Here is a 14,863-nt window from a genome sequence, read left to right on the forward strand (position 1 = left end):
CGCGCCAGCCGGCTACCGGGGGGACGCGGCGAGAGCCGGGTCGGGGTACGCGGGACGGCTCGGCAGGACGAGCGGCGGCATGTCCGATGTGTCGGGTGGGGCGGATGGGGGGCTCGCATTACGGGTGCGGCTGGCGGGTATAACGGTGCGCATGCCTGATGCGCCCGTGCTCCTCGCCGGACGGTACCGGCTGGGCGAGAGCCTCGGCCGCGGAGGAATGGGGCAGGTTCGGCTCGCCCGGGACGAGACCCTGGAGCGCGACGTCGCGATCAAGGAGATCGACCAGCCGCTCGGTGGGGACGGCGCGAGTTCCGCTCGGCGCACGCTCCGGGAGGCGCGCGCGGCGGCCCGGATCAGTCATCCCAACGTCGTCCAGGTGTACGACGTGCTGCAACTCGAAGACCGCACCTGGATCGTCATGGAGTATGTGCCGTCACGGTCGCTGCGGGAGGAGATCGCCGGGCAGGGACGACTGGATCCCTACCGGGTGGCGCGGATCGGTCTGGATCTCCTCGCCGCCCTGCGTACCGCGCACCGGCTCGGTGTGGAGCACCGCGACGTGAAGCCGGCGAACGTGCTGATCGCCGACGACGGGCGGGTGCTGCTCACCGACTTCGGCATCGCGGCCGTCGACGACGACGGAGTGATCAGCCGATCCGACATCCTGGTCGGTTCGCCGCAGTTCATGGCCCCGGAGCGGGCGCAGAGCGGCGTCAGCGGCCGGGAGGCCGATCTGTGGTCGCTCGGCGCGACGCTGTACGCGGCCGTCGAGGGCCACGCGCCCTACCAGCGAGGTTCCACCATGGCCACCCTCGCGGCCCTGGCCACCGAGGAGCCTGACCCGCCGAAGCACGCCGGTCCGCTTCGGCCATTGCTCGACGGTCTGCTCAAGAAGAATCCGGCCAGACGCCTCACCGCCGAGGACGCCGAAAGCCTTCTCCGCGCGATCCTCGCCAACCTGTCGCCGGAGAGCAGCCGTGGCATGAGCCCACCGACCCGGAGGGCCACCGCCAGAGTCCCGCGCCCACGGATCGCGAGCGATCAACTGCCGGTCGCAGGCGCAGCCGGAGAGGGCGAGCCCGACGGCGGTCGAGCGTCCGGGGCCGCCACGGGACCGCATCGCGAAGCGGTACCGGCTGGCGGGGCGCCGTCAGCCGGGCAGCCCGCCGCAGGCTCGGGTGAGGGCGGCACAGCGGGGTCGGATGGCGTTCAGGTCGCGGGTGAGGGTGGTGTGGCGGCCTCGGATGTCGCCCACACTCCGGCGGTCGAGGCAGGAGCCACAGCCGGCGACGCTCAGGCATCCGAGGACGACGCGGCAGCCGATCGCGAGGCGCTGCCCGAGAAGGGTGCCATCGTCGCGGGCCCGGGCGCAGCGGTCACGAGCGGCACCAACGAGGACGGCCGCTCGACGGACGCTGCTGACGTGGGCCATGAGGCGGAACTCGATGCGGGTGGCGTGTCGGGGGATGCTGCGGGCCTGGGGCGCGGGGCGGCGCGTGGTGTGGGTGGGGGGTTGGGCGATGCGACGGGGTGGGGGCGCGGGCCGGCGCGTGATGTGGGTGGCGGGTCCGGCGATGCTGCGGACGCGGAGCGTGGGACGGCGCCTGATGTGGGTGGTGTGTCCGGCGATGCTGCGGACGCGGGGCGTGGGGCGGCGTTCGATGTGGGTGGTGTGTCCGGCGATGCTGCGGACGCGGGGCGTGGGGCGGCGCTCGATGTGGGTGGTGCGCCGGGGGATGCCGCGGGCGTGGGGGATGCGGCGGCGCTCGAAGTGGGCAGCCGATCGATGGAGAGCGTGGGAAAGGACGCCCGGGCGGCTGAGACGGTTGTGGGCGGAGCCGCGCCCGACGGCGGTTCGGACGATGGGTCCGGCGCTACGGAGACTCGTACCAGGGTCGATGGCGAGCCGGTCAGTGGGGCGAGCCGTGTGGGCGGCGGCATGTCCGGAGGAGCGACGACATTTCCGGGCACGGCGGGTAATGGCGAGCTGGCGACAGTTCGCACGGCGCCCGGCCGGCCTCGTCGCCTGATTTTGCTGGCCGCGGCGATCGTCGTGGTCCTTCTGGTCGGTGGGATCTGGTTTGTCACGGGCCGGGGTGGCGGAACTCCGTCGGCGGACGAGAAGGAGACCGGCACCACCGCCACGGCAGGCACCCCCGAAGCGACCGCGTCGCGGGCCCCGGAGAGCGCGCCGGCCACGCAGAACGCCCAGGCGCCGTCACCATCGCCGTCACCGGAGGGGGACGGGCGACCGGTGCTGCCGGCCGGCTGGGAGCTGTATACGGACAAGACGGGGTTCTCGGTGTACGTGCCGAAAGGCTGGAGGCGGACGAAGGAGGGAACGATCGTCTACTTCCGTGGGGACGGCAAGGTCCTCGGCATCGATCAGACGAACAAACCCCGGTCGAACCCGGTGGCCGACTGGCGTGAGCAGGCTGGGAACCGAGTGTCGGGAGGGGATTTCCCGGGATACCGGGAGGTGAAGATCGCGGCGGTGGACTACTTCCGGAAAGCGGCCGACTGGGAGTTCACCTTCAACCGCAGCGGGGTCCGGCAGCATGTCAACAACCGCGGGACGGTGGTACGCGACGACAAGGCCTATGGCTTCTACTGGCAGACCCGTGACGATGTCTGGGACGAGTCCCGCAAGGATCTCCAACTGGTGTTCGACAGCTTCCGGCCGGCGCAGTGACCGGCCGCCCGCCCCGGCGGCAACGTCTCGCCGAGCGCGCCAGCTGAGCGAGGGCTGAGCCGCGCCGAGCAGTGCGCGAGGACTAAGCCGCGCCAAGAAGAGCGCGAGGAGTGGGCGCAGTAAAAGAGCGCGGGAAGTGGACCGCGAGGTGTTGCGGTGCGGAGTGAGTCGCGGCGGGTGGACCGCGAGGTGTTGCGGTGCGGAGTGAGTCGCGGCGGGTGGACCGCGAGGAGTTGCGGCGCGGAGGGAACCGCGGCGGGTGAACCGCGAGGAATAGCGGCGAGGAGTGAACCTCGAGGAGTGAACCCCGAGGAGTGGGGCGCGAGGGCTGGGCGTGAGGGGGCAGAGGGCGGGGACCGGAGTGGATGGCGAAGATCAGCGGGGGATCGGCCGGGCGGCCGCCTCAGCAGCCCTGGCCAGGTGTTCCGCCACCACCGCGTGATCTTCGGTGACCAGCCCGACGGTCAGCCGGAGGTGTGGCGGCATGCCCGGCCCGACGGTGAAGGCGGTGCCCGCGGCGGCCCCGATTCCGGCGCTGGCCAGGCTCAGCAACGCGGCCTGTTCGTCGGCGACCGGCAGCCAGATGTTGAGGCCCTCGCCGGGCGGCAGTTCGATGCCCGCCGCCGCGAGGCCGGTGGTGATCAGTCGCCGCCGTCGGGCGTACTCGTTCCGGGCGGCGCGTACGGCCGCGATCGACGCCGGGTCGGTGAGCAGGCCGAGCAGCAGGTGTTGCAGGAGCCGGCTGGTCCAGCCCTGGCCGAGTAGCCGGCGCTCCAGGATCGGGTCGAGCACGGTGGCCGGCCCGCTCACCGCCGCGAGCCGCAGGTCGGGCCCGTGCGACTTGGAGAAGCTGCGCACGTGCACGGTCTGCCGGGGCAGCCGCGTCCCCATCGACAGCAGTGGCCCGGATGCCAGGTCGCCGGCGGAATCGTCCTCCACCACGTACACCTGGGGGTGTTGGGCGAGAACGTCGGCGAGCGCGCCGGCCCGCGACGGTGACCACGACGCGCCGGTGGGGTTGAGGGCCCGGGGTTGCAGGAAGACGGCGGCGGGCCGCCGGGCGAGGCCCGCGGCGAGCTGGTCCGGCAGCATGCCGGAGGCGTCGGTGGCGACGCCGGCCACGGTCACGCCGAGGGTGTCGAGCAGGTCGAGCAGCGGGGGGAAGCAGGGGTTCTCGACGAGGGCGAGGTCGCCGAGCCGCAGCAGTGCGGAGGCCACGTGGTCGATGGCGTCCATCGCCCCGTCGAAGATCGCGAGCCGTTCGGCGGGGTACGGCCACCGCTCCCGCAGCAGCGCACCCAGCCCGGGCAGAACCGGCTCGTCGAGATAGCTGGCCGGCGCGGGGGACAGCCCGTGCAGCGCGGGTATCGGGGGCAGGAGCCGCGGATCGGGCACTCCGGTCGACAGGTCGAGCCCGAATCCGGTGGTCTGCCGCAGGGCGGCCCGGTAGCGCCCGGGCCCACCGGCGCCGGGGGTGGCGACGACCGTGCCGCGCCGTCCGTCGGTGCGGATGGTTCCGGCCCGCCGCAGCAGCTGCCATGCCGCGTTGACGGTGCTGGGGGAGAGGTGCAGTTCGGCCGCGACCGAGCGCACGGGCGGCAGTTTCGTGCCGCCGGTGAGGGCGCCTTCGCCGACGGCGCGGCTCACCGCTTCGGCGAGTCCGCGTGCGCCGGGTTCGGCGAACCGTTCCCTGACGGCCTGGTAGAACACTTTGTGACAGTACAACCGGAGCATTGTTCGGTCCAGTGCCGTCACATAATCTCGGCGGCATGATGCACATTGCGCACTGGATCGGCGGCGCGGAGCGTGCCGGCGAGTCCGGCCGGGTCGGCCCGGTCTTCAACCCCGCCACCGGCGAGCAGATCGCACAGGTCGATCTCGCTTCGGCCGCCGAGGTCGCGGTCGCCGTCGCCAGCGCCGAGGTGGCCGCGAAGGCGTGGCGGGAGGCGAGTCTCTCCCGGCGCTCGGCGGTGCTGTTCCGGTTCCGCGAGCTGCTGGCCGCCCGCAGCGGCGAGCTGGCCGCGATCGTCACCCGGGAACACGGCAAGGTGCTCGCGGACGCGGCCGGCGAGGTGGCCCGCGGCCTGGAGAACGTCGAGTTCGCCACCGGCGTCCCGCACCTGATGAAGGGCGGCTTCTCCGAGCAGGCCGCCACCGGGGTGGACGTCTACTCGATCCGCCAGCCGCTCGGCGTGGTCGCCGGCATCACCCCGTTCAACTTCCCGGCCATGGTTCCGCTGTGGATGTGCGCCACCGCGATCGCCGCGGGCAACGCCTTCGTGCTCAAGCCCAGCGAGAAGGACCCGTCGGCGGCGAACTGGCTGGCCGCGCTCTGGGCCGAGGCCGGTCTGCCGGAGGGTGTCTTCACCGTCGTGCACGGTGACAAGGAGGCGGTCGACGCGCTGCTCACGCACCCGGACGTCGCCGCGGTGAGCTTCGTCGGTTCGACGCCGATCGCGAAGTACGTCTACGAGACCGGCACGGCGCACGGCAAGCGGGTGCAGGCCCTGGGCGGCGCGAAGAACCACATGATCGTCCTTCCGGACGCCGAGCTGGACGCGGCCGCCGACGCGGCGATCAGCGCGGGTTACGGCGCCGCCGGTGAGCGCTGCATGGCGATCTCGGTCGTGGTGGCGGTCGGCGAGATCGCGGATCCGCTGGTCGAGGCGATCGCGGCGCGACTTCCAAAGATCAAGATCGGCGATGGTACGGACGCGAGCTCCGAAATGGGCCCGCTGATCAGCGCCCAGCATCGTGACCGGGTCGCCGGCTACATCGCCGCCGGAGCTGACGCCGGCGCCACGGTGATCGCCGATGGACGGGACATCCCGGACCGGCCCGGGTTCTTCCTCGGCGCCACGCTGCTCGACGACGTCACCCCGGAGATGACGGTCTACACCGACGAGATCTTCGGCCCGGTGCTGAGCATCGTCCGCGTGGACACCTACGCCGAGGCCGTCCAGCTGATCAACGACAACGAGTACGGCAACGGCGCTGCCATCTTCACCCGCGACGGCGGCGCGGCCCGGCGGTTCCAGTTCGACGTGAACGCCGGCATGGTCGGCGTGAACGTGCCGATCCCGGTCCCGGTCGCCTACTACTCGTTCGGCGGCTGGAAGGCGTCGCTGTTCGGCGACACCCACATGTACGGCCCGGACGGCATCCACTTCTTCACCCGCGGCAAGGTCGTCACCTCCCGCTGGCCGGACCCGGGCACCTCGTCCGTCGATCTCGGCTTCCCGCAAACCCGTTGAGGATGATTCGGTGACACCGGAATCTCAGGTGCGCGCCGATGTCTTCCATTCCTGGTCCGCGCAGGGCCTGATCGACCCGCCGCCAGTGGGGAACCGGGGGCCCTGGCCCTTCGTCCACTTCAACCGGCTCCACGTCGTACCGCCGTGCACGATCACCGCCGAGGAGCTGGCGATTTTCGGCGGGGCCCTCACCGTGGCGGCCGAATTCAGCGCCTAAAACACCGGATTGCGTCGTTGGAACGGGATCGGAGATTCTGATTCCGTTTCAGCTCTGGAAATTACTTCGGATTCCCTTGCTAGCTCACTCACCGGTGTGACAAGGTCCCTCCAGTCCGGGTGAGATCGCCCCTTGACCGGAAGGCCGGAATCCCTGTGAGCACCCCTGTTCCCGTGCTGCGCAACTTCGTCGCCGGGGCCTACACCGACACCGAGGACGGCGGCACGTCCCCGGTGATCGACCCCAGCGCGGGGGAAATCTACGCGCGGGCGTCCTGGAGGGTAGGTCCGCGGGGGAGTACCCGCGGGATCACACCTCCTTCGTGCGCCGTGAGCCGATCGGCGTCTGCGCACAGATCACCCCGTGGAACCATCCGATGGTGATGGCCGTGTGGAAGTTCGCCCCCGCGATCGCGGCCGGCGACTCGGTGGTGCTCCAACGTGTGGATCAATACCCCCTCCCCTTCGTCTCCGAGATGCCGCACGGCGGATACGGTCACTCCGGTTACGGCAAGGACCTTTCGATGTACGGGTTCGAGGAGTACACCCGGATCAAGCACGTGATGAGTTTCAACGGTTGATCCGCCCCCACCCCAGACGCCAATCCGCCCTGTTCGAGGTGATAGATGACCACTGCTTCCCCCCAGCCGGCCGCTCATCCGGCGATCGAGTTCGTCGGCGTGCGCAAGGACTATTTGTCGCACGGTGAGGCGGTGCCCGCCGTCCGGAACCTGGATCTGGCGATCGGGCAGGGGGAGTTCTTCTCGCTGCTCGGCCCGTCCGGCTGCGGCAAGACGACCACGATGCGGATGGTCGCCGGTTTCGAGGAGCCGACCGCCGGCCGGGTCATGCTCGACGGCCGGGACGTGACCGGGGTCGCGCCGAACAAGCGTGACGTCAACATGGTCTTCCAGTCGTACGCCCTCTTTCCGCATCTCACCGTGCGGCAGAACGTCGCGTTCGGCCTGGAGCGCAAGAAGGTCGCCAAGGCCGAGATCGCCAAGCGGGTCGGCGAGATGCTCGAGATCGTCTCGCTGACCGGCATGGAGAAGCGGCAGCCCAAGGAGATGTCGGGCGGTCAGCAGCAGCGGGTCGCGCTGGCCCGGGCGCTGGTCAACCACCCGCGGGCGCTGCTTCTCGACGAGCCGCTCGGCGCACTCGACCTCAAATTGCGCCAACAGATGCAGATCGAACTGAAGCGGATTCAGCGCGAGGTGGGCATCACCTTCGTCTACGTCACCCACGACCAGGGTGAGGCACTCGCCATGTCGGACCGCATCGCGGTCATGAACAGCGGCGTGATCGAGCAGCTCGGCACACCGCGGGACGTCTACGAGCGCCCGGCGACCCGGTTCGTGGCCGGCTTCATCGGCACCTCCAATCTCATCGACGGCCAGGTGAGCCGGGCCGACCAGGGTCACGCGGTCATCGACAAGGGTCCCGGCGAGCGGGTCGTGGTGCCCGTGCCGGCCACCGTGCCGGTCGGCCGTGACCTGGAGGTCTCGGTGCGCCCGGAGAAGATCGATCTCCATCGGACGCGGCCCGCCGACGTCACCGGCAGCCTGCTCTCCGGCACGGTCACCGAGGTGGTCTATCACGGCACCTCGACCAACTACACAGTGGCCACCTCCGATGGAACCGACCTCGTGGTGTTCGACCAGAATGCTCACGATGCCGAGGACGTCGCGTCTCGTGGTGAGCGCGTCTTCCTCACCTGGGCCCCGCAGCACTCGTACCCGATCGGAGTCTGATGTTCCAGTCCAACAAGCCGGACCCCTCCCTCCTGCGAGGCATGACGCGTTCCCGGCTCGGCCGCCGTGACGCGCTGCGCCTCGGCGGGTTGTCGGCGATGGGCGCATTCCTCGCCGCGTGCGGCGTGGAGGGCAAGGGCAAGCCGCAGGCCAGCATGGCGCCCGACGCCGTCGACAAGTTCTGGGCTGACAAGACGCGGAACGGCAAGCTCCGCTTCGCCGGCTGGCCGCTCTACATGGACCCGAAGAAGCCGGAACTCAAGAAGTTCACCCAGCGGACCGGCATCCAGGTGACCTACGACGAGGTCATTCAGGAGATGGCGCCCTGGTTCGCCAAGGTGCAGCCGCAGCTGTCGGCCGGGCAGTCGATCGGCTACGACGTCATGGTCATCACCAACTCGAGCCAGTTCGGCCAGTTCCGGGACTCCGGCTTCCTGGCGCCGCTGGACCACGCGAAGCTGCCCAACTACGCGGCCAACGCCGCCAAGTCGTACGCGACCTCCAACTACGACCCGGGCAACGTGTTCAGCATCCCGTACGCGTCCGGCATCACCGGCATCGCCTACGACCCGGCCAAGATCAAGGAGCCGATCACCAAGCTGTCCGACCTGTGGAACCCGAAGTACAAGGGCAAGGTCGGCATGTTCCGCGACCTCCAGGAGCTCGGCAACTTCGGTCTGCTCGCGCTCGGCCTCGACCCGGCCAAGTCGACCGAGACGGACTGGCAGAAGGCGGCGGCGGAACTCAAGAAGCAGAAGGACGCCGGCATCGTCCGCAACTACTACGACCAGAGCTACATCGACGCGCTCGGCAAGGGCGAGGTCTGGATCACCATGGCCTGGTCCGGTGACGTCTTCCAGAAGAACGTCTCCGACGGTACGAACTTCAAGTTCGTGATCCCCGAGGACGGCGCCACGATCTGGACCGACAACATGGCCATCCCGGTCACCGCGGAGAACCCGGTCGACGCCATCATGCTGATGGACTTCCTCTACGAGCTGGAGAACGCCACCACCCTCGCCGAGTACATCAACTACGTGTGCCCGGTCCCGGCCGCGCAGGCGCAGATGCGCAAGCACGCCGCCGCGCTCACCGGCGAGGACAAGAAGTACCTGCTCTCGGTCGCCGAGAGCCCGCTGATCTTCCCCGGCCCGGCCGAGTACGACCGCCTGCACTACTACGTCGACTTCAACACCGCGGAGGAGAAGAAGAACTTCGAGCGGGTGTTCCAACCGATCGTGCTGGGGTAACCGATGGACCGGGTAAAACGTACACTCACCCCCTACCTGCTGGTTCTTCCCGGCGGGCTGTGGCTCCTGCTGTTCTTCGCGGTACCGATGGTCACCATGCTGTCGCTGTCGTTGCAGGAGGGCGACATCGTCAACGGGTTCGTCTTCACCGGCCACTGGCAGAACTATGTGGATGCGATCTCCGCCTACCAGACGCAGTTGATCCGTTCGCTGGTGTACGGCGCCATCACGTCGGTCGTCCTGATCGTGCTGGCCTTCCCGGTCGCATACTGGATCGCCTTCTACGGAGGCCGTAGGAAGGCGACCTACCTGTTCCTGATCCTGCTGCCGTTCTTCGTGTCGTTCGTCCTGCGCACCATCTCGTGGCGGATGCTCCTCACGGACGACGGCGTGCTGCTGCATCCCTTGAAGGAGGCCGGGCTGCTCCCGGGCGACTTCCAGATCCTCGGTACGGCGACCGCGGTCATCGCCGGCCTGGTGTACAGCTTCCTGCCGTTCATGGTGCTGCCGATCTACGTGGCACTGGAGCGGATCGACCCGCGGGTGGTCGAGGCGGCCCGGGACCTGTACGCGTCCCCGCTCACCTCGTTCCGGAAGATCATCTTTCCGCTGGCGCTGCCCGGGGTGTTCGCCGGCGTGCTGATGACCTTCGTGCCGGCCACCTCCGACTACGTGAACTCGGAGCTGCTCGGCAGTTCCGAGACCACGATGATCGGCCAGGTCATCCAGTCGCAGTTCCTCTCGAACTCCGACTACCCGTCGGCCTCGGCGCTGTCGTTCACCCTGATGACGGTGCTGCTGATCGGCGTCTTCGCCTACGCCCGGGCGCTGGGCACGGAGGACGTGATGAAGGTGGCGGCCCGATGAGACTCCGCATCGGCGGCGACCGCCTGCTGCACGTCTACACCTGGATCCTGATCGGCTGGCTCATCCTGCCCATCGCCGTGATGATCCTGTTCGGCTTCAACGATCCCCAGGGCCGGTACAACCAGACCTGGCAGGGCTTCACGCTCCGGTGGTACGGCGAGGTCTTCGCCCTGGAAGCGCTCACCGACGCCCTGGTGGTATCGCTGCTCGTCGCGGTGGCGACCGCCCTGATCGCCGGCGCTCTGGGCACCGGCATCGGGTACGCGCTGGGCCGCTGGCGGTTCCGCGGCGCCGGCGCGCTGAACCTGCTGATGTTCGCGGCGATCGCCTCGCCCGAGCTGGTGATGGGTTCGTCGCTGCTGAGCATGTTCGTCTCACTGGGCGCGCCCCTGGGCCCGGTGAGCATCACCATCGCGCACGTCATGTTCTCGGTGTCGTTCGTGGCGGTGGTGGTCCGGGCCCGGGTGGTGACCCTGGACCGGTCCCTCGAGGAGGCCGCGGCCGACCTCGGGGCGAGCGGGTGGACGACGTTCTGGAAGGTGATCTTCCCGATCATTCTTCCGGCGATCCTCTCCGGCGTGATGCTGGCGTTCGCGCTCTCCATCGACGACTTCGTGATCACCAACTTCACGGCCGGCACCACGCAGACGTTCCCGCTGTGGATCTGGGGCTCCACCCGGGTCGGCCTGCCGCCGCAGGTCAACGTCATGGGCACGATGATCTTCGCCGGCGGCGTGCTGCTCGCCGTCCTGTCGAACATCCGGTCACGGCCTCGCAGGAAGGCCGCGTAGGTCGCGAGGAGAACGGCCCGGCGCCCTGGTGGGGGTGCCGGGCCGTTGTCGTTCCAGCACAGACTCGGCGCGGAAATAGTCGTGCCTAGACTTGTGTGCAACGGATTCCGTGGGCAGGATCATGTCTACCTCTGGAACTGGTGGGAGAGATATCCGTGACCGATCGACCTGCTGATGTGGACGCGCTCTCCGCGACCGCCCGTGACCACCTGTGGATGCACTTCACCCGGCTCTCCGCGTACCAGGACAACCCGGTCCCGGTGATCACCCGCGGCGACGGCTGCTACGTGTGGGACTCGACCGGTCGCCGCTACCTCGACGGCCTCTCCGCGCTCTTCGTCGTCCAGACCGGCCACGGCCGCCAGGAACTCGCCGAGGCGGCCGCCAAGCAGGCCGGTGAGCTGGCCTACTTCCCCATCTGGTCGTACGCGCACCCCAAGGCCATCGAACTCGCCGGCCGCCTCGCCGACCTGGCCCCCGGCGACCTGAATCGGGTCTTCTTCACCACCGGCGGCTCCGAGGCCGTCGAGTCCGCGTGGAAGCTGGCCCGCTCCTACTTCAAGCGCGTCGGCAAGCCGCTGAAGACCAAGGTCGTCTCCCGGGCCGTCGCCTACCACGGCAGCTCGATGGGTGCCCTGTCGATCACCGGCATCCCGCCGTTCAAGCAGGACTTCGAACCGCTGGTCCCGAGCACCATGCGGGTGCCGAACACCAACTACTACCGCCGCCCCGACGAGGCCATGACGCCCGGGCAGTTCGGGATCTGGGCCGCCGACCGCATCGCCGAGATGATCGAGTTCGAGGGCCCGGACACGGTCGCCGCCGTCTACCTCGAACCGGTGCAGAACGCCGGCGGCTGCTTCCCGCCGCCGCCCGGCTACTTCCAGCGGGTCCGCGAGATCTGCGACCGCTACGACGTGCTGCTCGTCTCCGACGAGGTGATCTGCGCCTTCGGTCGCCTCGGCGAGTACTTCGGCGCCGACCGCTACGGCTACCAGCCCGACATCATCACCGTCGCCAAGGGCCTGACCTCCGGCTACGTCCCGCTCGGCGCGATGATCGCCACCGAGCGCCTGGCCGAGCCGTTCCTCACCGGCACCAACTGGTTCGCCCACGGCATCACCTACGGCGGCCACCCGGTCGGTTCCGCGGTTGCGCTGGCCAACCTCGACATCATGGAGCGCGAGGGCCTCAACCAGCACGTCCGCGACAACAGCCCGCTCTTCCGGTCGTACCTGGAGAGGCTTCTCGACCTGCCGATCGTCGGCGACGTCCGCGGCGACGGCTACTTCTTCGGCATCGAGATGGTCAAGGACAAGGCCACCAAGGAGACCTTCACCGCCGAGGAGTCCGAGCGACTGCTCCGCGGCTTCCTGTCGACGGCCCTGTTCGACGCCGGCCTCTACTGCCGCGCCGACGACCGCGGCGACCCGGTCATCCAGCTGGCCCCGCCCCTGACCGCGACGGAAACCCAGTTCGCCGAGATCGAACAGATCCTGCGCTCGGTGCTGACCGAAGCCCACAACCGCCTCTGACCACCCTCACCCCGGCCGCCCGGGCGCGCTCAGCGCGGCCCGGGCGCTCCGCATCGGTCCAGCTAGGCGACTCTCTCTCGCTTCCCCCTTCTGGTACGGGCTTCGCGAACCCGCCGTACCAGACCCGCGAGGCGCTGCCGGGTCCGGACCGTGCCGCGCCCGCCGGGCGTGAGTGGGTGGTCCGGCCGGGTCACGGCCGCTGCACGTACACCCATGCCTTGTCGCCGGACGCCAGCGGCGCCTCGACCCGGTGGTAGTCGTCCACCTCGTAGTCGTCGGCCTGCAACAGCTCCGCGTCGGTCACCTCCAGGGCCGAACCGTCGACCACGTCGGCCGGCTCCCCGGTGGGAACCAGGATCGGGTGGAAGGCCTCGCCGCTGACGGCGAGCACCTCCGGGTCGGTGATCTCGACCCGGTCCAGCCGGAACCCGATGATCCGGTCGTCCCGCCCGTCGAGCCGGCGCCCGAAGGTGCTCGCCTGCACGGCGGGGTCACGCAACGTTCCGTAGGAGAACAGCAGAGGCATGATCGAATCCTAGCCACCTCCGCCGTGCCCGTGCGACGCGGCCGCCCTCCAGGGATCGCTAAAAGTTCCGGAATTCTATCGCAAGTTCAGACGCCTATCTGACGCTCATAAGCGCCGGTCGTACCCGTGGAAGGGGCATCATTCCCGATGACGCGCAGCGATAATTGTTCGAATTTTCCGGAAGTTTCGGAAAGCGCGTTCCCGCCCCGTGTCCGCCCTGCTCCGCCGCGCGCGCCCGGTCACCAAATTGCTCGCCGGGCGATTACGTGCGCACGCCACGGCATTCATTCCGGCGGTGAAGCGGATATTTCCAGCGCGATTCAGAAAATGCATTGGAGCGCGCCGGCGGGCAGCATCGATAATGCGTGTCCAGGATTGTTCGAGCAGACTCGACCGGCCCGTCACCGGCGAGCAAGACGGTGCTGACGTGCCCATACGCAGCGTGGCGGTATCCATGAAGGCGCTCCGCCGACAGGGGTGAGATCTTCTTTTCCGTATTGACGCCGTCAATTAGGCAGGCTTAGCGTACGGGTGGTTCAGCGCTCTCTTCAGCGTGCGGCGACGTCCCGTCGCGCGCCGTATCCCCGTTTCCGATTCCCGTCAGGAGTGACCCTTGACGAAGGCATCCCGCGTCGCGGTGGCCGTCCTCGCCGCATCGACGCTCCTCACCATCGGTGTCCAGCCGGCCCGTGCCGCGAGCACCACCGGCACCCCGGCGGCCGGGCACGGTGGCCACGCCGGTGCGCCGCTGCGCCGCGTGACCCCACGCGACCTGAGGATCGGCACGGCCGTCGCGGGCGGCGGCCACCACCTGGAGCAGGACTATCCGGACCCGTTCACCTACGACAAGCCGTACCGTCGGGTGCTGGCCCGGGAGTTCGACTCCGCCTCGCCGGAGAACCAGATGAAGTGGGAGTTCATCCACCCCGAGCGCAACCGGTACAACTTCGGCCCGGCCGACGCGATCGTGCGGTTCGCCCGCCAGCACGGGCAGGTCGTCCGCGGGCACACGCTGCTCTGGCACAGCCAGAACCCGGCGTGGCTGGCCGAGGGCCAGTTCAGCAAGGCGGAGCTGCGAGCGATCCTCAAGCAGCACATCGTCACGGTGGTGGGCCGCTACCGGGGCCAGATCCACCAGTGGGACGTCGCCAACGAGATCTTCAACGAGAACGGCGAGTACCGGCAGGAGAACATCTGGATCCGTGAGCTCGGCCCGGGCATCGTCGCCGACGCCTTCCGCTGGGCGCACCAGGCCGACCCCCGGGCGCAGCTGTTCCTCAACGACTACGGCGTGGAGTGGCCGGGCGCCAAGGTCGACGCCTACGAGGCGCTGGCCAGGCAGCTGCTGGCCGACCGGGTGCCGCTGCACGGGTTCGCGTCACAGGCCCACCTGAGCATGCGGTACGGCGCCCCCGACCAGCTGCGCTCGGTCCTCCAGCGCTTCGACGACCTGGGTCTGCACACCGCGATCACCGAGCTGGACGTCCGCATGGACCTCCCGGAGGGCGGTGTCCCGACGGCCGAGCAGCTGACCACCCAGGCTCAGTACTACAAGACCGTCCTGGACGCCTGCCTGGCCGTCGACGACTGCAACTCCTTCACCCTGTGGGGCTTCACCGACAAGTACTCCTGGGTTCCGGTGTTCTTCCCCACCGAGGGCGCCGCCACCGTGATGGGGGACGACTTCACCCCGAAGCCCGCCTACCACACCGTCCGGCAGACCCTGGCTGAAGCCCGCCGCAACGGCCGCTGACACCGTCCCGGCCGCCGCCGTCTGCCCCGGCGGCGGCCGGGCCCACCCCGGCCCGGGGGGGGGGGGGGGGGGGCCCCCCCCCCCCGGCGGGCGGGGGGGGGGGGGGGGGGGGGGGGGGGGGCCCCCCCCCGGGGGGGCCCCCCCACGGCCGGGACGGCGCGGGGAGCTCGCGGGGATCGGCGGGACCCGGCTCACCCGTACGATGAAGAGATCTTGTGAAGGAAGACC

At 69.5% G+C, this 14,863-nt stretch carries 11 protein-coding genes and 1 pseudogene; 10 read left to right on the top strand and 2 right to left on the bottom strand.

The genetic code is table 11. The annotated features are described in order from the left end of the window. Nucleotides 1–151 precede the first annotated feature (151 nt). Nucleotides 152–2,692, top strand: coding sequence for a serine/threonine-protein kinase (locus J5X75_RS44140; protein ID WP_238487683.1), 2,541 nt, complete (start codon nt 152–154; stop codon nt 2,690–2,692). Between the two features lie 375 nt (nt 2,693–3,067). Here J5X75_RS44140 and J5X75_RS10930 read toward each other — a convergent pair whose 3' ends face one another. Further along, nucleotides 3,068–4,402 (bottom strand): aminotransferase class I/II-fold pyridoxal phosphate-dependent enzyme, encoded by a 1,335-nt coding sequence (locus J5X75_RS10930; protein WP_307798020.1) that lies wholly within the window; start codon nt 4,400–4,402, stop codon nt 3,068–3,070. Between the two features lie 59 nt (nt 4,403–4,461). Here J5X75_RS10930 and J5X75_RS10935 point away from each other — a divergent pair, with 59 nt between their 5' ends. The 8 genes and pseudogenes from J5X75_RS10935 to J5X75_RS10970 all read left to right on the top strand — a co-directional run bounded on the left by J5X75_RS10935 (nt 4,462) and on the right by J5X75_RS10970 (nt 12,356). Beyond that, entirely contained in the window at nt 4,462–5,946 is a 1,485-nt protein-coding gene (locus J5X75_RS10935) for a CoA-acylating methylmalonate-semialdehyde dehydrogenase (protein ID WP_208467239.1), read from the top strand. A 10-nt stretch (nt 5,947–5,956) separates the two neighbouring features. Further along, nucleotides 5,957–6,163: a hypothetical protein gene (locus tag J5X75_RS10940; protein WP_208467240.1), complete on the top strand. Its 207-nt coding sequence runs from the start codon at nt 5,957–5,959 to the stop codon at nt 6,161–6,163. A 265-nt stretch (nt 6,164–6,428) separates the two neighbouring features. After that, nucleotides 6,429–6,623 (top strand): annotated as a pseudogene (locus J5X75_RS44145) (aldehyde dehydrogenase family protein); the annotation flags it as partial. A 165-nt stretch (nt 6,624–6,788) separates the two neighbouring features. Next, nucleotides 6,789–7,913 carry an ABC transporter ATP-binding protein gene (locus tag J5X75_RS10950; RefSeq protein WP_208467241.1) on the top strand — a complete coding sequence of 375 codons (1,125 nt, stop codon included), beginning with the start codon at nt 6,789–6,791 and terminating at the stop codon, nt 7,911–7,913. A 41-nt stretch (nt 7,914–7,954) separates the two neighbouring features. Next, nucleotides 7,955–9,163, top strand: coding sequence for a polyamine ABC transporter substrate-binding protein (locus J5X75_RS10955; RefSeq protein WP_208467242.1), 1,209 nt, complete (start codon nt 7,955–7,957; stop codon nt 9,161–9,163). Between the two features lie 3 nt (nt 9,164–9,166). Further along, on the top strand, nt 9,167–10,030 hold the full coding sequence (locus tag J5X75_RS10960; protein ID WP_208467243.1) for an ABC transporter permease: 864 nt from the start codon (nt 9,167–9,169) through the stop codon (nt 10,028–10,030). Beyond that, nucleotides 10,027–10,821: an ABC transporter permease gene (locus J5X75_RS10965; protein ID WP_208467244.1), complete on the top strand. Its 795-nt coding sequence runs from the start codon at nt 10,027–10,029 to the stop codon at nt 10,819–10,821. The genes J5X75_RS10960 and J5X75_RS10965 overlap by 4 nt, the downstream gene beginning before the upstream one ends. Nucleotides 10,822–10,976: 155 nt before the next feature. After that, complete coding sequence (locus J5X75_RS10970; RefSeq protein WP_208467245.1) at nt 10,977–12,356, top strand: aspartate aminotransferase family protein; 1,380 nt, start codon at nt 10,977–10,979, stop codon at nt 12,354–12,356. Between the two features lie 190 nt (nt 12,357–12,546). Here the strand turns inward: J5X75_RS10970 and J5X75_RS10975 are convergent, their stop codons facing one another. After that, nucleotides 12,547–12,882: a gamma-glutamylcyclotransferase family protein gene (locus tag J5X75_RS10975; protein ID WP_208467246.1), complete on the bottom strand. Its 336-nt coding sequence runs from the start codon at nt 12,880–12,882 to the stop codon at nt 12,547–12,549. Nucleotides 12,883–13,495: 613 nt separating this feature from the next. Between J5X75_RS10975 and J5X75_RS10980 the strand changes: the two genes are divergently transcribed. Next, nucleotides 13,496–14,635, top strand: a complete 1,140-nt coding sequence (locus tag J5X75_RS10980; RefSeq protein WP_238487684.1) for an endo-1,4-beta-xylanase — start codon at nt 13,496–13,498, stop codon at nt 14,633–14,635. Nucleotides 14,636–14,863: the final 228 nt, after the last annotated feature.

This window comes from Actinoplanes flavus (assembly GCF_017592555.1).
Lineage (GTDB): Bacteria > Actinomycetota > Actinomycetes > Mycobacteriales > Micromonosporaceae > Actinoplanes > Actinoplanes flavus.

Excerpts from the sequence above, each read along its gene's own strand:
- J5X75_RS10955 (WP_208467242.1), top strand. The coding sequence starts at position 7,955 with ATGACGCGTTCCCGGCTCGGCCGCCGTGACGCGCTGCGCCTCGGCGGG.
- J5X75_RS10950 (WP_208467241.1), top strand. The coding sequence starts at position 6,789 with ATGACCACTGCTTCCCCCCAGCCGGCCGCTCATCCGGCGATCGAGTTC.
- J5X75_RS10965 (WP_208467244.1), top strand. The coding sequence starts at position 10,027 with ATGAGACTCCGCATCGGCGGCGACCGCCTGCTGCACGTCTACACCTGG.
- J5X75_RS10935 (WP_208467239.1), top strand. The coding sequence starts at position 4,462 with ATGATGCACATTGCGCACTGGATCGGCGGCGCGGAGCGTGCCGGCGAG.
- J5X75_RS44140 (WP_238487683.1), top strand. The coding sequence starts at position 152 with ATGCCTGATGCGCCCGTGCTCCTCGCCGGACGGTACCGGCTGGGCGAG.
- J5X75_RS10975 (WP_208467246.1), bottom strand. The coding sequence starts at position 12,882 with ATGCCTCTGCTGTTCTCCTACGGAACGTTGCGTGACCCCGCCGTGCAG.
- J5X75_RS10960 (WP_208467243.1), top strand. The coding sequence starts at position 9,167 with ATGGACCGGGTAAAACGTACACTCACCCCCTACCTGCTGGTTCTTCCC.